At 55.3% G+C, this 23,745-nt stretch carries 22 protein-coding genes; 15 read left to right on the top strand and 7 right to left on the bottom strand.

Features of this window, described 5'->3' with window-relative positions; genetic code table 11:
- Positions 1–81: 81 nt before the first annotated feature.
- Positions 82–1,185, top strand: coding sequence for a diguanylate cyclase AdrA (gene adrA / locus N1249_RS04630; RefSeq protein WP_259834936.1), 1,104 nt, complete (start codon positions 82–84; stop codon positions 1,183–1,185).
- Between the two features lie 16 nt (positions 1,186–1,201).
- On the opposite strand, the gene proC is transcribed toward adrA, so the two are convergent.
- On the bottom strand, positions 1,202–2,011 hold the full coding sequence (proC, locus tag N1249_RS04635; RefSeq protein ID WP_259837994.1) for a pyrroline-5-carboxylate reductase: 810 nt from the start codon (positions 2,009–2,011) through the stop codon (positions 1,202–1,204).
- 110 nt (positions 2,012–2,121) lie between these two features.
- Between proC and N1249_RS04640 the strand changes: the two genes are divergently transcribed.
- The 5 genes from N1249_RS04640 to ppnP all read left to right on the top strand — a co-directional run bounded on the left by N1249_RS04640 (position 2,122) and on the right by ppnP (position 4,761).
- Positions 2,122–2,580 carry a YaiI/YqxD family protein gene (locus N1249_RS04640; protein WP_014069080.1) on the top strand — a complete coding sequence of 153 codons (459 nt, stop codon included), beginning with the start codon at positions 2,122–2,124 and terminating at the stop codon, positions 2,578–2,580.
- Between the two features lie 144 nt (positions 2,581–2,724).
- Positions 2,725–3,249, top strand: a complete 525-nt coding sequence (aroL, locus tag N1249_RS04645) for a shikimate kinase AroL (protein WP_259834939.1) — start codon at positions 2,725–2,727, stop codon at positions 3,247–3,249.
- A 46-nt stretch (positions 3,250–3,295) separates the two neighbouring features.
- The gene (locus tag N1249_RS04650; RefSeq protein ID WP_014069082.1) at positions 3,296–3,487 is read left to right on the top strand and encodes a YaiA family protein; all 192 of its coding nucleotides are present in this window, start codon (positions 3,296–3,298) and stop codon (positions 3,485–3,487) included.
- A gap of 237 nt (positions 3,488–3,724) precedes the next feature.
- Entirely contained in the window at positions 3,725–4,402 is a 678-nt protein-coding gene (locus N1249_RS04655) for an AroM family protein (protein WP_259834940.1), read from the top strand.
- A 71-nt stretch (positions 4,403–4,473) separates the two neighbouring features.
- Positions 4,474–4,761, top strand: coding sequence for a pyrimidine/purine nucleoside phosphorylase (gene ppnP, locus N1249_RS04660; protein WP_006176849.1), 288 nt, complete (start codon positions 4,474–4,476; stop codon positions 4,759–4,761).
- Between the two features lie 46 nt (positions 4,762–4,807).
- Here ppnP and rdgC read toward each other — a convergent pair whose 3' ends face one another.
- Positions 4,808–5,722: a recombination-associated protein RdgC gene (rdgC, locus tag N1249_RS04665; RefSeq protein WP_259834941.1), complete on the bottom strand. Its 915-nt coding sequence runs from the start codon at positions 5,720–5,722 to the stop codon at positions 4,808–4,810.
- 123 nt (positions 5,723–5,845) lie between these two features.
- On the opposite strand from rdgC, the gene mak reads away from it, so the two are divergent.
- On the top strand, positions 5,846–6,751 hold the full coding sequence (gene mak / locus N1249_RS04670; protein WP_259834942.1) for a fructokinase: 906 nt from the start codon (positions 5,846–5,848) through the stop codon (positions 6,749–6,751).
- A 111-nt stretch (positions 6,752–6,862) separates the two neighbouring features.
- On the opposite strand, the gene sbcC is transcribed toward mak, so the two are convergent.
- Positions 6,863–9,994: an exonuclease subunit SbcC gene (gene sbcC, locus N1249_RS04675; RefSeq protein ID WP_259834943.1), complete on the bottom strand. Its 3,132-nt coding sequence runs from the start codon at positions 9,992–9,994 to the stop codon at positions 6,863–6,865.
- Complete coding sequence (gene sbcD / locus N1249_RS04680; protein ID WP_259834944.1) at positions 9,991–11,196, bottom strand: exonuclease subunit SbcD; 1,206 nt, start codon at positions 11,194–11,196, stop codon at positions 9,991–9,993. The genes sbcC and sbcD overlap by 4 nt, the downstream gene beginning before the upstream one ends.
- A 187-nt stretch (positions 11,197–11,383) precedes the next feature.
- Between sbcD and phoB the strand changes: the two genes are divergently transcribed.
- The 4 genes from phoB to proY all read left to right on the top strand — a co-directional run bounded on the left by phoB (position 11,384) and on the right by proY (position 16,574).
- Positions 11,384–12,073 (top strand): phosphate response regulator transcription factor PhoB, encoded by a 690-nt coding sequence (gene phoB / locus N1249_RS04685; protein WP_003859122.1) that lies wholly within the window; start codon positions 11,384–11,386, stop codon positions 12,071–12,073.
- A gap of 21 nt (positions 12,074–12,094) precedes the next feature.
- Complete coding sequence (gene phoR / locus N1249_RS04690) at positions 12,095–13,390, top strand: phosphate regulon sensor histidine kinase PhoR (protein WP_259834945.1); 1,296 nt, start codon at positions 12,095–12,097, stop codon at positions 13,388–13,390.
- A gap of 409 nt (positions 13,391–13,799) precedes the next feature.
- Entirely contained in the window at positions 13,800–15,119 is a 1,320-nt protein-coding gene (brnQ, locus tag N1249_RS04695) for a branched-chain amino acid transporter carrier protein BrnQ (RefSeq protein WP_259834946.1), read from the top strand.
- A gap of 81 nt (positions 15,120–15,200) precedes the next feature.
- Positions 15,201–16,574 carry a proline-specific permease ProY gene (proY, locus tag N1249_RS04700; RefSeq protein ID WP_166717222.1) on the top strand — a complete coding sequence of 458 codons (1,374 nt, stop codon included), beginning with the start codon at positions 15,201–15,203 and terminating at the stop codon, positions 16,572–16,574.
- A 160-nt stretch (positions 16,575–16,734) separates the two neighbouring features.
- Here the strand turns inward: proY and N1249_RS04705 are convergent, their stop codons facing one another.
- Positions 16,735–16,896 carry a hypothetical protein gene (locus tag N1249_RS04705; protein ID WP_259834949.1) on the bottom strand — a complete coding sequence of 54 codons (162 nt, stop codon included), beginning with the start codon at positions 16,894–16,896 and terminating at the stop codon, positions 16,735–16,737.
- 269 nt (positions 16,897–17,165) lie between these two features.
- Between N1249_RS04705 and malZ the strand changes: the two genes are divergently transcribed.
- From malZ to N1249_RS04725, 4 genes are all read left to right on the top strand, one after another.
- Positions 17,166–18,983, top strand: coding sequence for a maltodextrin glucosidase (gene malZ, locus N1249_RS04710; RefSeq protein WP_259834951.1), 1,818 nt, complete (start codon positions 17,166–17,168; stop codon positions 18,981–18,983).
- A gap of 200 nt (positions 18,984–19,183) precedes the next feature.
- Positions 19,184–19,825, top strand: a complete 642-nt coding sequence (locus N1249_RS04715; RefSeq protein ID WP_014069092.1) for a hydrolase — start codon at positions 19,184–19,186, stop codon at positions 19,823–19,825.
- Between the two features lie 48 nt (positions 19,826–19,873).
- Positions 19,874–20,419 (top strand): antibiotic biosynthesis monooxygenase, encoded by a 546-nt coding sequence (locus N1249_RS04720; RefSeq protein ID WP_014069093.1) that lies wholly within the window; start codon positions 19,874–19,876, stop codon positions 20,417–20,419.
- Between the two features lie 21 nt (positions 20,420–20,440).
- Positions 20,441–22,309 carry an amidohydrolase gene (locus tag N1249_RS04725; protein WP_259834955.1) on the top strand — a complete coding sequence of 623 codons (1,869 nt, stop codon included), beginning with the start codon at positions 20,441–20,443 and terminating at the stop codon, positions 22,307–22,309.
- A gap of 47 nt (positions 22,310–22,356) precedes the next feature.
- On the opposite strand, the gene N1249_RS04730 is transcribed toward N1249_RS04725, so the two are convergent.
- Together N1249_RS04730 and acpH are read right to left on the bottom strand one after the other, a co-directional pair.
- Complete coding sequence (locus N1249_RS04730) at positions 22,357–22,959, bottom strand: peroxiredoxin C (protein WP_166717226.1); 603 nt, start codon at positions 22,957–22,959, stop codon at positions 22,357–22,359.
- Between the two features lie 127 nt (positions 22,960–23,086).
- Positions 23,087–23,668: an ACP phosphodiesterase gene (acpH, locus tag N1249_RS04735; RefSeq protein WP_259834957.1), complete on the bottom strand. Its 582-nt coding sequence runs from the start codon at positions 23,666–23,668 to the stop codon at positions 23,087–23,089.
- Between the last annotated feature and the right edge of the window lie 77 nt (positions 23,669–23,745).

Genomic DNA, 23,745 nt, shown 5'->3' on the forward strand with positions numbered 1-23,745 from the left:
GTCGGCTCACCCGAAAATTCATACTTTCCCCGGAATACCCCTCTCTATAATTTGGGAAAATGTTTCAGAATATTCCCAAAAATGATGAATGACGAAAATTTTTACAATGGCGATAGCATTCGGGAAGAGTGGCATCACAACCTTTCTCAGGATGCCCCCCACCGTTCCGGCATCCAGTTTGCCCGGCGGGTAAGACTGGCGCGCATGGTTGGGCTGGGGGCGATGTTTTTCCCTATCTCGGGCGTTCTGGTTACCCATTCTCATTCCGGTGGCTGGTGGCTACTGCTGGTTGGCTGGGCCTTTGTCTGGCCGCATCTGGCCTGGCAACTGGCCTGCCGTGCCTCCGACCCGTTTAACCGTGAAATATATAACCTCAAGGTCGATGCCATCATCGCAGGGGTATGGATTGGCCTGATGGGGGTGAACGCACTGCCCACGGCGGCGCTGGTGATGATGATAGGCATGAATATGATGGGCTCTGGCGGCTGTCGTCTGTTCCTTGCGGGTGTAGCAATGACTGTGTTGACGGCGCTGGCCACACTGGAGGTCACCGGTCTTGTGATCACCTTTTCCCCTCAGCCGCTGGAGTGGTGGCTGACGCTCCCCATTTTGGTGCTTTACCCCATGCTTTTTGCCTGGGTCAGCCATCGCACGGCAATCCGACTCGCCGAACATAAGAGGCGACTGGAGCTGATGAGCACCCGTGATGGTATGACCGGCGTGTTTAACCGCCGCTACTGGGAAACGCTGCTGCGTAACGAATTTGAACATTGCCGTCGAAGCCAGCGCACCGCGACAATCTTGCTCATCGATATCGATCACTTTAAGAGCGTTAATGACACCTGGGGGCATGATGTGGGGGATGAGGCGATTATCGCTATCACACGTCAGCTGCAACTGACGCTGCGTGCAGGTGATTACATCGGCCGTTTTGGCGGCGACGAGTTCGCGGTGATCATGTCGGGTACGACGTCTGAGAGCGCCATTGCGGCCATGTCCCGGGTGCATGAGCGTCTGACCAAATTGTCATTACGCGGTGCGCCTGCCGCGCGGCTGCGAATCAGCGTCGGGGTCGCGCCATGGGGGCCGCAGTTTGGGCACTATCGTGAATGGCTGAAAGCGGCGGATGTCGCCCTGTATAAAGCGAAAAATGCCGGACGCGGACGCACCGAAGTGGCGGCCTGACGCCCGGCAAGCGGTATCAGGACTTACTGAGTTTCTCTGATTTTTCCATGCATTTTGCCATCGCTTCGATGACGGCAGCACGGAACCCGCGCTCTTCGAGAACACGCACAGCTTCAATTGTTGTGCCGCCAGGCGAGCACACCATATCTTTCAGCTCACCCGGATGTTTCCCTGTTTCGAGTACCATTTTGGCTGAGCCCATCACGGCCTGAGCGGCAAATTTGTAAGCCTGCGCGCGCGGCATCCCGCCCAGCACGGCTGCATCTGCCATCGCTTCGATAAACATAAAGACGTACGCAGGGGCAGAACCACTTACGCCCACAACCGGGTGGATCATCGCTTCGGCAATCACTTCTGCTTCACCGAAGCAGCGGAAAATATTCAGCACATCAGCGATATCTTCCGTGGTGACTAGGGCGTTCGGTGTGACGGATGTCATACCGGCGTTAACCAGCGATGGGGTGTTTGGCATGGCACGGACAATTTTACGGTCGTGACCCAGGGCACGGGCCAGCTGGTCCAGAGTGACGCCCGCGGCAATCGACACCACCAGGGTATCTTTATTCAGGCTGGAGGTGATCTCGCTCAGGACTTTGATCATGATGTTCGGCTTAACGGCACCAAAGACGATATCAGCCACCTGGGCGACTTCCTGCGCGCTTTGAGCGGCATTGATGCCGTACTCATCCCGCAGGGCGGCGACTTTATCCGGTGATGGGGTATAGACCCAGATCTGCCCTGGCAACACCTGACCGCTGGCGATCAGACCGCCAAGGATCGCTTTGCCCATGTTGCCGCAGCCGATAAAACCGATTTTCTTCTCCATCATGCCTCTCCGTTCTTATGCGTTGTTGTTTATGATCGATAGCGTTGCGTTATAGCTTAACAACGAAAAGCAGGGGACAATAGTCGGCAATGTCATTATGAGGAGACAATATGGCGATTTGGGTTGATGCGGACGCCTGTCCGAACGTGATCAAAGAGATCTTATTCCGTGCCGCCGATCGCGTGCAGATGTCGTTAACGCTGGTGGCAAACCAGAATATTCGCGTGCCGCCGTCCCGGTTCATTCGCGCCATGCGCGTGCCTGCCGGGTTTGATGTGGCAGATAATGAGATTGTGCGTTTATGCAGCCCGGGCGACCTGGTGATCACCGCGGATATCCCGCTGGCCGCTGAAGTGCTGGAGAAAGGCGCGGCGGCGCTCAACCCGCGTGGTGAACGCTACTCGCCGGCAACCATTCGGGAAAAGCTGACGATGCGCGATTTTATGGATACCCTGCGCGCCAGTGGCGTGCAGACCGGCGGGCCGGACAGTTTGTCCCAGCGCGACCGTCAGCAGTTTGCCGCGGAGCTGGATAAATGGCTGCTGGAAGTGAAGCGCCGCACCGCGTAATGATAACCATTGTCAATTTGTGGTACAGTGTGGCATCCACAGGGTTGTCATCACGTACCGCTTTGCAGTAAAGTTAACGCAACATCCGCTGCAATCATTTCTTTACAGTCTTCAGCCATCCGGCATCAAGGGGAACACCTTTTTATGACCCAACCCATCTTTTTAGTTGGCCCCCGTGGCTGTGGGAAATCCACCGTTGGTCTTGAGCTGTCGCGCGTGTGCCACAGTCAGTTTGTCGACACCGACCACTGGTTACAGACTCATGCCGGAAAAAGCATCGCGGAGATTGTCGAGCAGGAAGGCTGGGCCAGCTTCCGCGCGCGCGAAACCGCGACCCTTGAAGCCGTAACGGCGCCGTCGACGGTGATTGCAACGGGAGGCGGCATTATCCTGGCGGAAGGTAATCGTCAGTTTATGCGCGAAAAAGGGATCGTGATTTATCTTTGCGCGCCGGTTTCTACTCTGGTCGGGCGTCTTGAGGCGTTCCCGGAAGAGGGGCAGCGTCCTACCCTGACCGGCAAACCGATTAGCGAAGAAGTGAGCGAAGTGCTGGCGGAACGCGATGCGTTATACCGCGAGGCGGCGCATCATGTCGTCGATGCCTCTTTATCCCCTGAACAGGTTGTTAATTCTGTTGTGACAGCGCTTCGTCTGGCGTGCGCCAGTTAGCGGGCGACTATACTTATAGTTCACTCCCCTGACTTACGGATGAACTATGCCAAACCGACCTCCTTATCCTCGTCTCGCACGCGTTGTTACCGTTGAAAAAGGTCATCCGGGGCATACCGTGACCTGGTTTCAACTGCGTGCCGATTACCCCAATGCAGATTCGTTAATCAGTGAACACGAGACGGAGCAAGAAGCGCTGGATGCAAAGCAGCGCTACGAAGATCCTGAAAAATCCTGAATAAATTCTCAAACCGCACATTACCGTGCCCGAATCACACTTTTCACTCATCGGAAATGTTAAGCAGAGGTTAAAGTTAAGTTATTACAGACGGATTCAGAACGGCCAGTAGATCTTTACATTTCAGCGTAAGGATCTGCTGCTACGCTTGGTGCTGTTTTGTTGAAAAAACGAACTGTGCAGCGAAGTGAGTCTGTACCTGTGTGGCAGCTGTGGTAGTAATGGAAGGCGAACAAAATGAAGGCGACGTTGGCGATCCTCACCATTGGTGTGGTGCCTGTAAGCGAAGTATTACCGCTCTTAACTGAGCATGTCTCTGAACAACAAATCACCCATCTTAGCCTGTTGGGTAAGATGAGTCGGGAAGAGGTCATGGAAGACTACGCTGTTGAAGAGGGAGAGGATCTCCTGCCGACGTTATTAAGTGACGGTAAACTGGCGAATGTGTCACGTCAGAAAATCGAGCGCTCGCTTCAGGGGGTCATTGAAGTGCTCGATAATCAGGGTTATGACGTTATTTTACTGATGAGTACGGCCCCGATTAAGGGGCTTGTCGCGCGTAACGCGATATTGCTGGAACCCATGCGGATTATTCCGCCGCTGGTGGCCTCGATTGTTGACGGTCATCAGGTGGGGGTCATTGTCCCCATTGAGGAGCTGCTGGTAAACCAGGAGGCGAAATGGAGCGAGCTTGAGCAAACGCCTTTGTATGCTCTGGCAAACCCCATCACGGATAGCGAGGCAAAACTGATCGCATCCGGGCAAGCGTTACTTGATAAAGGGGCGGATGTGCTGATCCTGGATTGTCTCGGTTTTCATCAGCATCACCGGGATCTTCTGCAAAAAGCCCTTGATGTACCGGTGCTGTTATCCAACGTTCTGATGGCGCGTCTGGCATCAGAGCTGCTGGCGTAATGATTTTGCGTGACAGGCTATGAGCATGGCCCCTATAGTGGATTTTTATCGATAAATATAAGGGCCAGTTCATGCTTCAAAGTAACGAATACTTTTCCGGTAAAGTGAAATCCATTGGTTTTACCAGCAGCAGCACTGGCCGCGCCAGTGTTGGCGTAATGGCTGAAGGGGAATATACCTTTGGCACGGCAGAAGCCGAAGAGATGACAGTGGTCAGCGGCGCGCTGAATGTATTACTGCCAGGTGAAACCGAGTGGAAAGTGTTTGCCGCAGGACAAGTATTCAACGTCCCTGGCCACAGCGAGTTCCATTTACAGGTTGCTGAGCCTACGTCTTATCTGTGTCGCTACCTGAAATGATTTTTAACCCTCTCCCCTTTGGGGAGAGGGTTAGGGTGAGGGGAGATTACCTCTGCGCTTCTCCGCCGAGGCCTTCCACCAGACTCTGAATCAACGCTGCCAGCTCACCGGTCATCAGGATAAAGTCGGCGTCAAAGCGCTGAGCGTAATCTTCCCGGTCGATATCTTCGTTCTGATCGCGCAGTTCGTCGCAGAATTTCAGACGCTTCACGGAGCCGTCATCGCACATGACAAACTGAATGCGCTGCTGCCAGTCGAGCGCCAGCCTGGTCACCAGTTTGCCCGCTTCGATGTGAACCGCGATTTCATCGCAGACCAGATCCTGTTTTTTCGCGCGGATCACGCCGCCATCTTCAAGGATCGCTTTTAATTCTGCTTCATCAAGCAGCTGGAACCCCTGAGGCGCCGCGCCGCTGCGCACCCATTCGGTCAGCGTCAGCTCGATAGGGTTTTCCATCGCCAGAGGAACCACCGGCAGAGAGCCCAGGCTCTTACGCAGCAGAGCCAGCGTATCTTCCGCTTTTTTGGCGCTGGCGCAGTCAACCATGATCAGCCCGTTTACGGTGTCGATCCACATCATCGTCTGGCTAAAACGGCTAAAAGCGCGTGGCAGCAGAGAGTGCAGCACTTCGTCTTTCAGTGAATCTTTTTCGGTTTTTTTCAGCTTGCGGCCCTGTTCGGCTTCCAGCTTGAAGATCTTCGCTTCAAGCGCCTGCTTCACCACCGGTGAGGGCAGGATCTTCTCTTCTTTACGCGCGCAGACAATGATTTGACCCGTGCTGCTGGCGTGGGTCAGCGCATCACTTTGTGAACCCATCGGAGGAACCCAACCGGTTTTTGCCATATCCTGGCTACCGCAAGGGGTGAAGGTGTAAGCGGCTAACTGTTTTTCCATCTCTTCAGCACGCAGCGAAACGTCGCGGCTAAGACGGTAAACCATCAAATTTTTGAACCACAGCATGATAATTTCCACGGCCTTGTCGTTAAATCAGCGGGCATGATAACGAATTGTCGCAGTGCTTGCATTGCTAATCGGGTAACCGGCTTCTACTCTGTTGATAATCAAAATAATGAGGAGTGTCTAGTGCGTATTGGGATTGATTTGGGCGGCACCAAAACCGAAGTCATCGCGCTGAGCGAGAAGGGGGAGCAATTGTTTCGCCACCGTCTGCCTACGCCACGTGATGACTATCACCAGACCATCGAGACGATTGCGCATCTGGTCGACATGGCAGAGCAGGCGACAGGGCAAACCGGTACCGTGGGAATGGGCATTCCGGGCTCAATTTCGCCGTACACCGGCGTGGTGAAAAACGCTAACTCCACCTGGCTCAACGGCCAGCCTTTTGATAAAGATTTGAGTGCGCGCCTTAACCGCGAAGTGCGTCTGGCGAATGATGCCAACTGCCTGGCGGTTTCGGAGGCCATCGACGGGGCGGCCGCAGGTGCGCAAACGGTGTTTGCGGTGATCATCGGAACAGGGTGTGGCGCAGGTGTGGCTTTTAATGGCCGTTCCCACATTGGCGGCAACGGCACGGCGGGCGAATGGGGGCACAACCCTCTGCCCTGGATGGACGAAGACGAGCTGAAATATCGCGCTGAGGTGCCGTGCTACTGTGGCAAACAAGGGTGTATTGAGACATTTATCTCCGGCACCGGCTTTGCCACCGATTACCATCGTCTCAGTGGGCAGCCGCTGAAGGGCAACGACATCATGCGCCTGGTTGAGGGGCACGATCCTGTGGCGGAACTGGCCCTGAGCCGCTACGAAATGCGACTGGCGAAGTCACTGGCGCATGTTGTGAATATTCTCGACCCGGATGTGATTGTCCTGGGCGGGGGGATGAGCAATGTTGATCGTCTGTACGCCACGGTGCCTGGCCTGGTGAAACAGTGGGTGTTCGGCGGCGAGTGTGAAACGCCGATCCGCAAAGCGGTGCACGGGGATTCCAGCGGCGTGCGCGGTGCCGCGTGGTTGTGGCCGGAATAAAAGCCACTGTAGGCCCGGTAAGCGAAGCGCCACCGGCCGAATTCAGGCAGACGCAATAAAAAAGCCGGGTGGCGACTCCGCCTAACCCGGCCTACAGGATGGAGTGGGCGATTACGGCACGGCAAATTCCTTATCCAGTTTGCTGTACCCCAGTCCGTTTATCTTTTTCACCTTAATCTGCACCGGAATTCGCTCTTTCATCGCCTCAACGTGACTTATCACACCGATGGTTTTTCCGGTCGCGTTCAGCGCATCGAGCGCATCGAGCGCCGTATCCAGCGTTTCACTATCCAGCGTGCCAAACCCTTCATCCAGAAACAGAGAGTCAATGCGCGTTTTATGGCTGACCAGGTCAGAAAGCGCCAGCGCCAGCGCAAGGCTGACCAGGAAACTCTCGCCACCTGAAAGAGTACGGGTGTCACGCACCGCGTCAGCCTGCCAGGTATCAACCACTTCCAGCTCCAGCGCGTCGCTCGCTTTACGCTGGAGCAAATAGCGGCCGTGCAGGCGGTTAAGCTGCTGGTTGGCAAGCCAGACCAGATTATCCAGCGTCAGCCCCTGGGCGAATTTACGGAACTTGTCGCCGGTGCTGGAGCCAACCAGCGCGTTGAGATACCCCCAGTCTTCGGCAAGACGTGCGGCCTCATCGATTTGCTGCATCAATACCTGCTGATGCAGACGGTTATCGCTGTCCTGCTTAAGCTGCTGGCGGATCTCACCCTGGTGAGTGGTATTCTCGCGCAGCCTTTGCGCCAGCTGTTGCAGTTGCGCCTGCAGGCCAGGGACATCGCAGTCAGCCCCTTCCGGGCGCAGTTGCAGGTGTCCTTGCAGCTGCTGATTCGCTTGCCCAAAGAGTGCTGTTGCCTGCTGATTCTGGTTTTCCAGCGTCTGTTTCAGCTGCTCAAGGCGAAGAAGCGTGTCGTTATCCAGAAGTGCGGCCAGGAATGTCTCCTGATCGGCAAAGGTGCTTGCTGCCAGTGCGGCCGCAAACTGAGCCTGCGACTGCTGCATACGTTCACTTTCCAGCCCTTCCTGCTGCTGGAGAGTCGTAAGCTGGCTTTGCAGCGAGACGCATTCATTGTGAATGTCGCGCCAGTTATCCGGGATAATGGCTTCGGCCTCTGCGGTATCCGTCTCCGGCAGCGTATCGAGCAGTGGCGTCAGGGCGTTAATACGCTCCTGTATGGCGCTGTGTCGGGTATGATTTTCCTGCCAGTGCGATAATTCGTTTTCGCGCTCGGTCAGCCAGCCTGCTTCAGCACCCTCTTCAGGTGCAGTCAGCGACAGCGCGCTCAGCATATTTTCCAGCGTCTGGCGGGTTGCGGCCCACTGTTGCTGGTACTGCCGCTGCTGCTCTTCCTGCTCGTTGAGCTGGTTTTGCAGCGTCAGGCGCTGGCTCAGCTGATAAAGCTGGCGCTCGTAGTGTTCCTGCTCGTTCATCCATGGGGCGATATCATCCTGAATATTCAGATGAATATTCAGCGTGCCGCACACGTCTTGCCACTCGTTAGTAAGTGATTGCTCTTCCTGAGATAAGGTTTGCGCCTCAGCTGATTCGCGCTGGATCTGTTGAGTCAGGGCGTTAACCTGCCCCAGAACCAGCAAACCTTCCTCTTTCAGCGCCGCAACCTCTTTTGCCAGCTCGTCGCGGCGACGCTGGCTGGCACTGAGCTCCAGCGCCTGATATTCCGTCACCGCCGGGTGCGTTGTTGAACCGCACAGCGGGCAAGGATGCCCGGCCTGCAACTGGGCGCGTTCGGCTTCCAGACTTTTGATTTTCTCTTCTTGCCTGCAAAGCTGTTCGACATCCAGATAGTGCTGGTTTTTTTCTTTGTATTGCTGCCTGCGCAGCGCAAGGGTGTCGTTGAGTTTCGCCTGCTCAGCCTTGGCTTTTTGCACGCTTTCGCCATATTGCGCCAGACGTTTTTGCAGTGGCTGATAGCGCGCGTGGAGCGTCGTCAGGCGCTGGCGCGCAGTGCGCGACTGGGCTTGCTGCTCCATCGCTACCGCAACCTCTTCCGCCGTCAGCGTCAGGCTGCTTACCGGTAAACCGGCCAGTTTTTGACGCAGCTCCGCAAGGCGGGCGTTGAGGGCAACAAGCTGATTTTTATCGCGGCTCAGCTGGGTGAAATGGGCGCGCCATCCGGCAATCTCCTGGCCCCACTGACGAAAACGTTCATGTCCGGCAAGCCACTGGGCCAGCGTTGTCAGGTCGGTTTGCAGTTGTTCGCGATTACGCAGCGCGCCATTGCGCACTCGCGCGCGCTGTGCATTTCTTGCCTGTAAGCGAGTATTTACTTCAACAATTTGCTGCTGTGTTTGCGCAAGGCGGGTGGTCTGCTCGCGCTGGCTCTCCCAGAGCGGACGCAGCGCGGCGGCAGGCTGCGCCTGCTGAAGTTTTGCCAGCTCTGGCCCGGCATCAGCCAGTGCCTGCTGCGCCTGCTGCTGCAACGCCGTGGCGTGTTGTTGTTCGCGCAGCAACTCGTCGTGACGCGTAAGCCACTGAAAGGTTTGCTGTTGAATCTGCTGTTGCGCCAGCAGGGTTTGCTCTTCGTCAGTAAGTACCTGCAAACTTTGCTGCAACTGCTGTTGCTGCTCTTCACTCAACAGCACCACGCCAGCAGCCTGGGCCTCGCACATCTCCAGGGCGCTGCGGGCCGCTTTGTGTTGTTCATATACCCGCGCTGAAATCTGGCCGTAGATCTCGGTGCCGGTGAGTTCTTCCAGCAGCTCGGCGCGATCGCCGGGTTTCGCATTAAGAAAGGCAGCAAATTGCCCCTGAGAAAGCAGCATCGAGCGGGTAAAACGATCGTAATCCAGACCCGTCAGGGCAGCGGTTTGTTCAAGTTTGTCCGTCACTTTATCGGCAAGGATTTTACCGTCTTCACAGCGCGCCAGCTCCACGCGCGGGGCCTGTAAGTTGCCATCTGGCTGGTTACGCGCCCGGTTCTGGCTCCAGAAAGCCCGGTAAGCCGTGCCTTTTACTTCAAACTCTACTTCCGCCAGACACTCGGCCGTATCGCGCGTCATCAGGTCATTTTGCGCCTGAGAGACTTTTTGCAGGCGCGGCGTTTCGTGGTACAGCGCAAGGCAAATGGCATCCAGCAGCGTGGTTTTACCCGCTCCGGTAGCGCCGGTAATGGCAAATAAACCGTTGCTGGCAAAAGGCTCAGCGGTAAAGTCGATTTTCCACTCACCCTTGAGTGAGTTGAGGTTTTTCAGACGCAGGCTCAGGATTTTCATGCGTTCTCTTCCTCGTCATTCAGTGCGTGCAGCGTATGGGTGAACAGCTCGTTCAGCCGGGCGCGTTTTGCATCATCCATCTCTTCCTGGGCCAGTCGGCGTTCAAATACCTCCTCGACCTTCAGCTCGCTGAGCGTTTCGCGCTGAGCGCTCAACAGGATTTTCTCGCGCTGTTCGCGGCTACGGCGCACCAGCAGCACCTCGACGGGCAAATCTTCCGTTAAGGCCTGAATTTTACGCTGCATATCATGCAGATATTCATCGGTGGTGATTTCGATATCCAGCCAGACCAGCGGTTCTTGCGCCGCGCCGCGCCACTGTTCAAGCTGGACGGTGATGGCCGCCAGGTCACCTTTGAGTACCGCAAGCGGCTGGGTGACCGGGACGTCCAGCATATCGACGGCGCTGAGTTTGCCAGCGGTAAACGTCACCAGATGTACGGATTTGGCTTTGCCTGTTTCGTCAAAACTCAGGGAAATGGGGGAGCCGCAATAGCGAATATGTTCGCTGCCGCCAATCATCTGCGCGCGGTGAATATGCCCCAGCGCGATGTAATCCGCAGGCGGGAAGTTTTGCGCCGGGAAAGCATCAAGCGTGCCGATATAAATGTCACGTACCGCGTCACTTTTACTGGCTCCAACGGTGGTCAGATGCCCGGTAGCAATCACGGGAATCGCCTGTTCACCGCGAAGGGCGCAAGCTTCTTCATACTGTTGGTGGTAGTAGTCGGTGATGCTCTGCAACAGGTGCTGCTGCTTCTCACCGCCGGAAAGCCCGGACTGGCTCTGAACGATATCTCGCGGACGTAAAAAAGGCACCGGACACAGCACCGCGCCCGGCGTCCCGTCGCGCTTTTTCAGGATCTGCGGGGCGTGCCCGGCGCTGGCAACGACCGTCGTATTGAGGAACGCGAGGATGTCGCGGGATTCATTCAGCGTTGCCACGGAGTCGTGGTTACCCGCAACAATCACCAGATGACAGCCGGTTTGCTGTAAGTTAACGACAAAACGGTTATACAGTTCACGCGCATAGCTTGGCGGTTGCCCGGTATCAAAAATATCACCGGCAACGATGATGGCATCAACCTGATGCGCCTGGGCAGTTTCCAGCAGCCAGTTCAGGAAGGCTTCATGTTCAGCGGCGCGGCTTTTGCTGTAAAAATTTTGACCCAGATGCCAGTCCGAGGTGTGAAGTATGCGCATAACGGTTCCGTGGCAAAAAAATGAGGATAGGATTATAAACTTTCAGAGAACGGAAAATAACCGCTGTAATAAAACAACAGTTTGCCATTTATAGTGGGAATGTTTTTCATAAATCTGTCATAAATCTGACGCATAATGACGCCGCATTACAAACTTGTAACTTAAATAAGATAAGACAGGGCAAAGTATGGCGAGACGTATTCTGGTCGTAGAAGATGAAGCTCCGATCCGTGAAATGGTGTGCTTCGTGCTCGAACAAAATGGCTTTCAGCCGGTAGAAGCTGAAGATTATGACAGCGCGGTGAATCAACTTAACGAACCCTGGCCTGATTTGATTTTGCTTGACTGGATGCTGCCTGGCGGCTCGGGATTGCAGTTCATCAAACACATTAAACGTGAAGCGATGACCCGCGATATTCCGGTTGTCATGCTCACGGCGCGCGGTGAAGAAGAAGATCGCGTGCGCGGTCTGGAAACGGGCGCTGACGATTACATCACTAAACCGTTCTCACCTAAAGAACTGGTTGCCCGTATTAAAGCGGTGATGCGCCGTATTTCGCCGATGGCGGTGGAAGAGGTGATTGAGATGCAGGGCTTAAGTCTTGATCCAACGTCACACCGCGTCATGACCGGCGAAAACCCACTCGATATGGGGCCAACCGAATTCAAGCTGTTGCACTTCTTTATGACCCACCCAGAGCGCGTCTACAGCCGCGAGCAGTTGCTGAATAACGTCTGGGGGACTAACGTCTATGTCGAAGACCGGACGGTTGATGTCCATATTCGCCGCTTGCGTAAAGCGCTGGAGCTGAGCGGCCACGATCGTATGGTGCAGACGGTCCGCGGCACGGGTTATCGTTTTTCGACCCGTTTCTGAACAATGACAGGAGTGTGACGCGTGCTGGAACGTCTGTCATGGAAAAGGCTCGTTTTTGAACTCATTCTTTGTTGTATCCCGGCCCTCATTCTGGGGGCATTTGTGGGACATTTGCCGTGGTTTTTACTGGCAGCGGTCACCGGGTTGCTGATCTGGCATTTCTGGAACTTACTGCGCCTTTCCTGGTGGCTGTGGGTTGACCGCAGTATGACGCCTCCGCCGGGAAGCGGAAGCTGGGAGCCGCTGCTTTACGGCCTGCACCAGATGCAGATGCGTAATAAAAAGCGCCGTCGTGAGCTGGGTAGCCTGATCAAACGTTTTCGCAGTGGCGCGGAGTCGCTGCCGGATGCGGTCATTCTGACCACTGAAGAAGGGACTATCTTCTGGTGTAACGGCCTGGCACAACAGCTGCTTGGCCTGCGCTGGCCGGATGATAATGGCCAGAATATCCTTAACCTTCTGCGTTACCCTGAATTCACGCTGTATCTGAAAAAACGCGACTTTACCCGCCCGCATAATCTGAAACTGAACAATGGTCGTCACCTTGAGATCCGCGTGATGCCCTACAGCGACCAGCAGTGGCTAATGGTGGCGCGCGACGTTACGCAGATGCACCAGCTGGAAGGGGCGCGACGTAATTTCTTTGCCAACGTCAGCCACGAGCTACGCACGCCGTTAACGGTGCTCCAGGGCTATCTGGAGATGATGCAGGAGCAAACGCTGGAAGGCGCGCCACGCGAGAAAGCGCTGCATACCATGCGTGAGCAAACGCACCGGATGGAAGGGCTGGTGAAACAGCTTCTGACCTTATCGAAAATAGAGGCCGCTCCGACGCTTGCGTTGAATGACACTATCGACGTGCCGATGATGCTGCGCGTCGTCGAGCGTGAAGCGCAGACCTTAAGCCATAAAAAACATCAACTGACCTTTGAGGTTGATAATGGCCTGAAAGTGCTGGGCAGTGAGGATGAGCTGCGTAGCGCCATTTCTAACCTGGTCTATAACGCGGTGAATCATACGCCGGAAGGGACGCATATTGTGGTGCGCTGGCAATATACCCCGACAGGTGCCGAGTTTAGCGTTGAGGACAACGGACCGGGCATTTCACCGGAACACCTGCCTCGCCTGACCGAGCGTTTCTATCGAGTGGATAAAGCACGCTCGCGACAGACCGGAGGAAGTGGTCTGGGGCTGGCGATTGTGAAACATGCGGTCAATCACCATGAAAGTCGTCTCGATATTCAAAGTACGCTGGGGAAGGGAACCCGTTTCAGTTTCGTTATCCCGGAACGATTAATTGCCAAAAAAATCGCCTGACAACAGGCGTGTCAGTTTTCCTTTCCACGGGCCAGCCATTGCTGGCCCGTTTGCTTTGCGGTCAAGTGAAACCTGAATGAATTTTATACGTCTGATGTTTTTTTGTTCGCATGATTAGCCATGGGTTTTTCTTATAAATAGCGTATTGTGCTGGCCTGTTTTTTCATGCTGGCATATTGTTCTGGTTTTACGATCCCACCTTGCCTTTAAACGTTATAAGCGTTTAAATTGCCCCCCAGATACTGTCATACCGACTGTATTTGCGTGGTAAATCGAAAAACTATTCTTCTCCACGCCAGGACGGGAGAATATCCCGCTGAAATTGAGCAAATTTTCCGCTGTATTGTCCCGTCAGGGATGGCGAAAATCTCAACGTTTTCAACACCACATCCACAGGCAGTAAGGTTTTATGACCCATCACTTAAAATCGCGTGACATCATCGCGCTGGGCTTTATGACATTTGCGCTGTTCGTTGGCGCAGGCAACATCATTTTCCCTCCAATGGTCGGCTTACAGGCGGGTGAACACGTCTGGACTGCTGCGTTTGGTTTCCTGATTACTGCCGTGGGCCTACCGGTACTGACCATCGTTGCGCTGGCGAAAGTCGGCGGCGGCGTTGATAGCCTCAGCACACCGATTGGCAAAGTGGCGGGCGTTCTGCTGGCGACGGTCTGCTATCTGGCTGTTGGCCCACTGTTTGCCACCCCGCGTACGGCAACGGTTTCCTTTGAAGTGGGGATTGCCCCGCTGACCGGCGACGGTGCGATGCCGCTGTTTATCTACAGCCTGGTGTACTTCGCGATTGTGATCCTGGTTTCTCTCTATCCGGGCAAGCTGCTGGATACCGTGGGGAACTTCCTGGCACCAATGAAAATTGTGGCGCTGATCGTGCTGGCCGTTGCGGCTGTCATCTGGCCGGCTGGCCCTATCAGCGATGCCATGGACGCCTATAAAAATGCGGCGTTCTCCAACGGCTTTGTGAACGGTTATCTGACCATGGATACGCTGGGCGCGATGGTGTTTGGTATCGTTATCGTGAACGCGGCGCGTTCCCGTGGCGTGAACGAAGCGCGTCTGCTGACCCGCTACACCATCTGGGCTGGCCTGATGGCCGGTGTGGGCCTGACGCTGCTGTATCTGGCGCTGTTCCGCCTGGGTTCAGATAGCGCCATGCTGGTTGATCAGAACGCGAACGGTGCGGCTATCCTCCATGCTTACGTGCAGCACACCTTCGGTGGTGCGGGCAGCATGTTGCTGGCGGTGCTGATTTTCCTGGCTTGTCTGGTGACGGCCGTTGGCCTGACCTGTGCGTGCGCTGAGTTCTTTGCTCAGTATCTGCCGCTCTCTTACCGCACGCTGGTGTTTATTCTGGGCATCTTCTCAATGGCGGTATCGAATCTGGGTCTGAGCCACCTGATTCAGGTTTCCATTCCAGTGCTGACGGCCATTTATCCGCCGTGTATTGTGCTGGTGGTGTTGAGCTTTACCCGCCCATGGTGGAATAATTCATCGCGAATTATTGCGCCAGCCATGTTTATCAGCCTGCTTTTTGGTATCCTTGACGGAATCAAAGCATCAGCATTCAGTGAAATGCTGCCAGCCTGGACACAGCGTCTGCCGCTGTCCGAACAAGGTCTGGCATGGCTGATGCCTACCGTTGTAGCGCTGGTTCTGGCCATTATCTGGGACCGTGCAGCAGGGCGTCAGGTTACATCGAACGCGCATTAATCAACGGCAACAAACTGTTTAACCACGGGGCTTAAGGCCCCGTGGTTTTTTGTTTTTTTCGTGTTGAATGGCAAGATTTAAATGGAAAGCACTAACAAACTCAAACGTGGACTGAGCACCCGCCACATCCGCTTTATGGCGCTGGGTTCAGCAATCGGTACTGGTCTTTTTTATGGCTCGGCAGATGCCATCAAAATGGCCGGTCCAAGCGTTCTGTTGGCCTACATCATTGGTGGTGTGGCGGCGTATATCATCATGCGTGCGCTGGGCGAAATGTCCGTGCATAACCCTTCTGCAAGCTCCTTCTCTCGCTACGCGCAAGATAATTTAGGACCGCTGGCAGGCTACATCACCGGCTGGACCTACTGTTTTGAGATCCTGATTGTGGCGATTGCTGATGTCACCGCCTTCGGCATCTACATGGGGGTCTGGTTCCCGGCCGTACCGCACTGGATTTGGGTGCTGAGCGTAGTGTTGATCATCTGCGCCATCAACCTGATGAGCGTGAAGGTGTTTGGTGAGCTGGAGTTCTGGTTCTCCTTCTTTAAAGTCGCCACCATTATCATCATGATTGCGGCCGGTTTCGGCATCATTATCTGGGGTATTGGCAACGGCGGTCAGCCAACCGGTATTCATAACCTGTGGAGCAATGGCGGCTTCTTTAGCAACGGCTGGCTCGGCATGGTGATGTCTTTGCAAATGGTGATGTTTGCCTACGGTGGGATTGAGATTATCGGCATCACCGCCGGTGAAGCGAAAGACCCGGAGAAATCCATTCCGCGTGCCATCAACTCCGTGCCGATGCGTATTCTGGTGTTCTACGTGGGTACGCTGTTTGTCATTATGTCTATCTACCCGTGGAACCAGGTGGGCACCGATGGTAGCCCGTTTGTTCTGACCTTCCAGCACCTGGGGATCACGTTTGCGGCCAGTATTCTGAACTTCGTGGTGCTGACGGCTTCGCTTTCTGCCATTAACAGCGATGTGTTTGGCGTGGGGCGTATGCTGCACGGGATGGCTGAGCAGGGTAGCGCGCCAAAAGTCTTTGCGAAAACCTCTCGTCGCGGTATTCCGTGGGTGACGGTGATGGTGATGACCATTGCGCTGCTATTTGCGGTGTACCTCAACTACATCATGCCTGAGAACGTCTTCCTGGTGATTGCATCGCTGGCGACCTTCGCGACAGTGTGGGTGTGGATTATGATCCTGCTTTCGCAGATTGCTTTCCGTCGCCGTCTGCCGCCGGAAGAGGTGAAAGCGCTGAAATTCAAAGTGCCGGGTGGCGTGGTGACGACCATTGTTGGGCTGGTTTTCCTGGTCTTTATTATCGGGCTGATTGGCTATCACCCGGATACCCGTATTTCCCTGTACGTGGGCTTTGCGTGGATTGTGCTGTTGCTGGCAGGCTGGATGTTTAAATGCCGCCGCGACCGCCAGCTGGCGCAAGCGCAGTAATCCTTTTTGACCCTCTCCCAAAAGGCTGAGGGTTCCCCACAAAAAATACGGGCACGTACGGCCGCCTCTCCTTTTGGGGGAGAGGGTTGGGGTGAGGGGGAACATACGGCTCAGGTGGTCATTCCGTTCACTTTACGTTCCTTGCTACTCTGTCGCATCATTACACGTGAACGTGCCAGGGTAGCTCACCGCCGCTACCCTGGCGACCCGGGCTCCCGGCAAGAAAATCGCCGCTTCGCGGTGCCTTCGGCTTATTCCTTTCGGCTTTCGGGTCGGGCGCGATGCAGCGTCCATGCAAGTCGCGCCCTCTCGGCGCATCCATGCGCCTCGCCCCGGCCTACAGGAAATGCCTCAGCGATTTTCAGCCGGACCATGGAATCGCTGTAAGCCTTGTATTTCAATGGTGTAATGTCTTCGCTGAGTAAAGATAAAATGACTGGGGAACCCTCAGCCCAAAAGGAGAGGGTGAAGGCATCTGGCTGCACTGATGCCTCCTCCCCCGTCCTCCTCCCCCAATAAACTGCATCATGATGAGCTAACCTTAACTACCCTGTGGCAAGGTGACGTCAATTTCATCAAAGGGGATTCGTGATGTTGAACGCCTGGCACCTTCCGGTTGCCCCATTTGTTAAGCAAAACAAAGACAACCTTGTGATTACGCTCTGGCTGGCAGGGGAAAATCAGCCCGACCGCGTGATGCTACGCGCTGAAGTGGATAACGAAGAAACCGCGTTGACCATGCACAAGCAACGCAGCCAGCCGCAGCCTGGCGTGACGGCATGGCGCGCGAACATCGACCTCAGCAGCGGGCAGCCGCGACGTCGCTACAGCTTTAAGCTGTTGTGGAATAACCGTCAGCTGTGGTTTACCCCGCAAGGCTTTAGTCGTTTTCCACCTGCGCGGCTGGAACAATTTGCCGTTGATTACCCGGACCAGGGTCCGCAGTGGGTCAACGATCAGGTCTTTTATCAAATCTTCCCTGACCGCTTTGCCCGCAGCCAGGCGCGCACGCCGCAGCAGGATAAGGTCTATTACCACCACGCCGCAGGTCACGACATCATCTTTAAAGCGTGGGATGAACCGCTGACGGCGCAGGCAGGTGGATCAACGTTTTACGGTGGCGATCTGGACGGGATCAGCGAAAAACTGCCGTATCTGAAAAAACTGGGCGTTACGGCGCTGTACCTGAACCCGGTCTTTAAAGCGCCAAGCGTGCATAAATACGATACCGAAGATTATCGCCACGTTGATGAGCAGTTTGGCGGTGATGCCGCTCTGTTGCGTCTGCGGGAGAATACGCAAAAAGAAGGAATGCGCCTGATTCTGGACGGCGTGTTCAACCACAGCGGGGACTCCCACGCCTGGTTTGATCGTCACAATCAGTCTATGGGCGGCGCGTGTCATAACCCAGATTCACCCCAGCGCGACTGGTATAGCTTTAATGATGAAGGCCGGGCGCTGGACTGGTTAGGCTATGCCAGCCTGCCTAAGCTCGATTTCCAGTCACCAACGCTTGTGAATGAGATCTATGGCGGCGATGACAGCATTGTGCGCCACTGGCTAAAGGCGCCGTGGAACATGGATGGCTGGCGTCTGGACGTGGTGCATATGCTTGGTGAAGCGGGTGGGGCGCGTAACAATATTCAGCACGTTGCCGGGATCACCCGTTCGGCAAAAATCGCCCAGCCGGAGGCGTTTGTCTTTGGCGAGCATTTCGGTGATGCACGTCAGTGGCTTCAGGCCGATGCTGAAGACGCGGCGATGAACTATCGCGGCTTTACGTTCCCGCTGTGGGGATTCCTGGCCAATACCGATATCTCTTACGATCCACAGCATATCGACGCCGAAACCTGCATGGCGTGGATGGACAACTACCGCGCCAGCCTGTCGCACCAGCAGCAGCTTCGGATGTTCAATCAGCTGGATAGCCACGATACCGCGCGTTTCAAGTCGCTGCTGGGCAAAGATGTGGCTCGCCTGCCGCTGGCCGTCACCTGGCTCTTCACCTGGCCGGGGATCCCGTGTATTTACTACGGCGATGAAGTGGGGCTGAATGGCAATAACGATCCGTTCTGCCGCAAGACTTTCCCGTGGGATCCAGCAAAACAGGATGCATCCCTGTTCAGCCTGTATCAGCGTATGGCGAAACTGCGTAAACAGAACCTGGCTTTGCGCTACGGCGGTTGTCAGGTGGTTTACGCCCACGATAACGTGGTGGTGTTTGCCCGTGTCTATAACCAGCAGCGTGTGCTGGTGGCCATTAACCGGGGTGAAGCCTGTGAAGTGGTGCTGGATGATTCGCCGCTGCTCAGGGTGAAGGCATGGCAGCTGAAAGAGGGCAAAGGCGACCTGCACGAGGGCATTTTGTCTCTGCCTGCGATTTCGGCCTGCGTCTGGTTCGGTAATTAACCCCTCCTCTGCAACCGGTATTACGCCGGTTGCAGAATATTCCCCTAAGTCGTTCGGTTAAATTAAACAGAGCGGACAAATTTCTTTAATATCGTCTAAATCAATTCTCGCTATACTCAATTTGCTTTATCAGACAGGGCCCTTTCTCATTTAGCACACAAAAACGTTGGCTTTTAACACATTGATTAAAAGGTACTTTTATGTCTATTCGTGAACTGATTGACCCGTCCAATTCCGCTCTGATTTTTATCGATCACCAGCCGCAGATGTCCTTTGGCGTGGCAAATATTGACCGTCAGTTATTGAAAAATAATACGGTCGCACTGGCGAAAGCAGGCAAAATTTTTGATGTACCGGTTATCTATACGTCTGTAGAAACAAAAAGCTTCAGCGGTTATATCTGGCCTGAGTTACTGGCCGTCCATCCTGATGTAAAACCTATTGAACGTACCTCGATGAACTCCTGGGAAGATGACGCGTTTGTTGCGGCAGTTAAAGCTACAGGCCGCAAAAAACTCATCATTTCTGCCCTGTGGACAGAAGTTTGCCTGACCTTCCCGGCGCTGATGGCGCTGGATGAAGGCTTCGAAGTGTATGTGGTCACAGATACCTCCGGCGGGACTTCTGTTGATGCGCACGAACGCGCTATCGACCGTATGGTGCAGGCTGGTGCAGTGCCTGTGACCTGGCAGCAGGTGTTGCTTGAGTACCAGCGCGACTGGTCACGCAAAGGCACTTATGACGCGGTAATGGATCTGGTACGTGAGCACAGCGGGGCTTACGGCATGGGCGTTGATTACGCCTATACCCTCGTTCACGGTGCGCCAGAGCGCAAAGCGTAATCCTTTCAGGGCGGGGTTCTCCCGCCCATCAATGACCAGGAATCTTTTATGGCGCAAACATCACATGTGACGCTGGTGATCACCCATACGTTACTCCCGGGGCAAGCCGGGCGATACGAACAGTGGCTTGGCAAGATCATGCCCATCGCTGCTGAATTCCCCGGACATCTGGGGGCGAACGTCATCCGCCCGTCCGAAGGACAGAGCCTGTGGACGGTGATTATCCGTTTCGACACCATTGAGCACCTCTATGCCTGGACGCAGTCCGATACCCGTAACGTGCTGGTGAAAGAGATTGAGCCGCTGCTGGCGGAAGGCGATAAAACAGAAGTGCGCACCGAGGCGGCGTTCTGGTTCACTCCGCCAGAGACAAACGTGCGTAAACCAAAGCAGTGGAAACAGTTTCTTATCACCCTGCTGGTTATCTTCCCCAGTACCAATGTGGTGCCGCTGGTGACGGGCGCGCTGCTTCCTGGCCTGAAAGGCTCATTACTGCTGCATTTGATTAACGATGCCTGTGTGGTCGCGCTGGTGGTCTGGCTGTGGATGCCCATCGTGACCCGTCTGTTTGCCGGATGGCTGAAAAAAGCCTGATCCGGTTCAAAGGAGTACGTTATGTCTCAAACTGCCACACTGATCTTAACCAAAGGTAAGATCCACACCCTCGATCGCGAAAACCCGCTGACGGAAGCGGTGGCGATCGCTAACGGGAAGATCCTCGCGACCGGAAATCACGATCGCATCATGAGTTACGCAACGCAGGGTACGCAAGTTGTTGATTTGCAGGGGAGTACGGTGATCCCCGGTCTTAATGACTCCCACCTGCACCTGATTCGCGGCGGGCTGAACTACAACCTCGAATTACGCTGGGAAGGTGTCCCTTCGCTGGCAGACGCGCTACGGATGCTGAAAGATCAGGCCGACCGTACGCCATCGCCCCAGTGGGTGCGTGTGGTGGGCGGCTGGAGTGAATTCCAGTTTGCCGAGCGCCGGATGCCCACCATTGAAGAGCTTAACGAGGCCGCTCCGGATACCCCGGTGTTTGTGCTGCATCTCTACGATCGCGCGCTGCTCAACCGCGCCGCGCTCAAAGCTGTTGGTTATACCAAAGAGACGCCAAACCCGCCGGGCGGCGAAATCGTGCGTGATAACAACGGTAACCCGACCGGGCTGCTGATCGCCAAACCGAATGCGATGATCCTCTACGCAACCCTGGCAAAAGGGCCAAAGCTGCCGCTTGAACTGCAGGTGAACTCTACGCGCCAGTTTATGCGCGAGCTGAACCGCCTAGGGCTGACCAGCGCTATCGACGCTGGCGGCGGTTTCCAGAACTACCCGGAAGATTACGAGATAATCGAGCAACTGCACGCCAAAGAGCAGATGACGGTGCGTATTGCTTATAACCTCTTTACCCAGCGTCCAAAACAAGAGCTGGAAGACTTCGAGCGCTGGACCGATATGCTCAAGCCAGGGCAGGGGACGGATTTCTACCGTGCTAACGGCGCAGGCGAGATGCTGGTCTTCTCGGCGGCGGATTTTGAAGACTTCCTCCAGCCGCGCCCGGATCTGCCGCAGGGGATGGAAGACGAACTGGAGCGCGTGGTGCGTCACCTGGTGGAAAACCGCTGGCCGTTCCGTCTGCACGCTACCTATGACGAATCCATCAGCCGGATGCTGGATGTGTTTGAGAAGGTGAACCGCGATATCCCGTTCAACGGGCTGCACTGGTTCTTCGACCACGCTGAAACCATTACCGAGCGTAATATCGAACGCGTGAAAGCACTGGGCGGCGGGATTGCGGTACAGCACCGTATGGCCTTCCAGGGGGAATACTTTGTTGATCGTTACGGTAAAGAGGCGGTGAAACATACGCCGCCGGTGGCGAAGATGCTGGAGCTGGACGTACCGGTAGGATTAGGGACGGACGCGACCCGCGTGGCGAGCTACAACCCGTGGACGGCGCTGTACTGGCTGGTATCCGGGCGTACCGTAGGCGGGCTGGCGATGTATGACGACAGCAATCGCCTGCCGCGCGATGTCGCGCTGGAGCTGTGGACCGCGGGCAGCGCGTGGTTCTCCAGCGAGCAGGGTAAGAAAGGCCGTCTGGTGGAAGGTCAGCTTGCCGATCTGGTGGTGCTCTCGAAAGACTACTTCAGCGTATCGGAAGAAGAGATTAAAGGCATCGAGTCGGTGCTGACGGTGGTGGATGGCAAGGTGGTGTACGCCGCCGGGCACTTTAGCCCGCTGTCACCTCCGCCAATTCCGGTCGTGCCGGAATGGTCGCCTGTGGTTAAGGTGCCAGGACATTACCGCTCAGCTCCGCCTGCGGCCAGCAAGGTGGGTGCAGTGGTGCAGATGCACCAGTGTATCGGGAGCTGCGGTGTGCATGGGCACGCGCACGGCATTGCCCGCCAGTCGGATATTCCGGTGTCGGACGATCAGGCGTTTTGGGGCGTGCTGGGCTGTTCCTGCTTCGCGTTCTGAATAAAAAAAGGCCCGCATAAGCGGGCCTTTTTCGTAAACCGTGCCAATTACAGGCTGGATACGTTCTCGGTCAGGTACTTAGCAACACCTTCTGGAGATGCAGCCATACCTTCTTTCCCTTTTTCCCACTGAGCCGGGCACACTTCACCGTGCTCTTCGTGGAATTGCAGCGCGTCAACCATACGCAGCATTTCGTCGATGTTACGACCCAGTGGCAGATCGTTCACAACCTGGTGACGAACGATGCCGTTCGCGTCGATCAGGAAGGAGCCACGCAGTGCAACGCCAGCGTCCGGGTGTTCGATACCGTAAGCCTGCTGGATTTCGCGTTTGATGTCCGCAACCATTGCGTATTTCACCGCACCGATGCCGCCGTTGTCGACAGGGGTGTTACGCCATGCGTTGTGTACAAATTCAGAGTCGAAGGAGACGCCAACAACTTCTACGCCACGCTTCTGGAATTCTTCGTAACGTTTGTCGAACGCGATCAGCTCAGACGGGCAAACGAAAGTGAAGTCCATTGGCCAGAAGAACAGAACGGTCGCTTTACCGTTGGTGTGCTGTTTGAAGTTGAAGTTTTCAACGATTTCACCGTTGCCCAGAACTGCTGCAGCTGTAAAATCCGGAGCCGGACGAGTTACCAGAACCATATGATTCTCCTGTAGATACTAAGGTTATTTGGAACGCAACGCGGGCCAGTATAGAGAGTGTTCGGGAATAAGACAAAGAGGTGGTGACAATCGTTCCGCCAGCTTTTACCTATCAATGTGAATTCTGTTACAGCTGTTTGTTTTTCGCCTGCGCCATCATGCGCGGGTAAAACTGCCAGAAACGCGTTTCCAGCGCGTCGTAATGTTCATCCAGGTCATACCAGGAGTCGCGCAGCGCATCCAGACGCGGGCGGCGGCTCGCCATCCCGTTCAGTACATTCTGGATGAAATCCATCTCGCCGTAGCGCTCCAGCCAGCGTTCCGACCACAGGTAGTTATTCAGATTCACAAATCGCGGCGGTGAGTCCGGTAAAATAATCGACACCTGCTGATGGGCATAGCGCACAAATTCGGGCAGCGGCATTTCCGGCGACAGCTGTTCCCAGTGGCGCGACAGAAAGTGGTCCCACATCACATCAAGCGTGATCGGCGCAACGCGGCGCGTCTCAGGGCGAAACCACGCTTTGGCTTCCGTCACTTCCGGCAGGTTATCGGTCAGCACGTCGATGCGGCGGTGCATAAAAATTCCGTCGACAACCTCTGGGGAATACTCTTCTGCGGGGTTGCCGCGTACAAAATCAGCCAGCAAATTGCCGGAAAGGGAGCTGTCAGCGAGGTGTGCGAGATGCAGGTGAGCGAGAAAATTCATGCGTTTTATTTGTCCGGGGGCGGCTAGTTGTTGCAGCAAAAGGGTGTGAGCACTAGACTATGCCGCCTGTTTTTAAG

Source organism: Enterobacter sp. CP102 (genome assembly GCF_025152625.1).
Taxonomy (GTDB): Bacteria; Pseudomonadota; Gammaproteobacteria; order Enterobacterales; family Enterobacteriaceae; genus Enterobacter; species Enterobacter soli.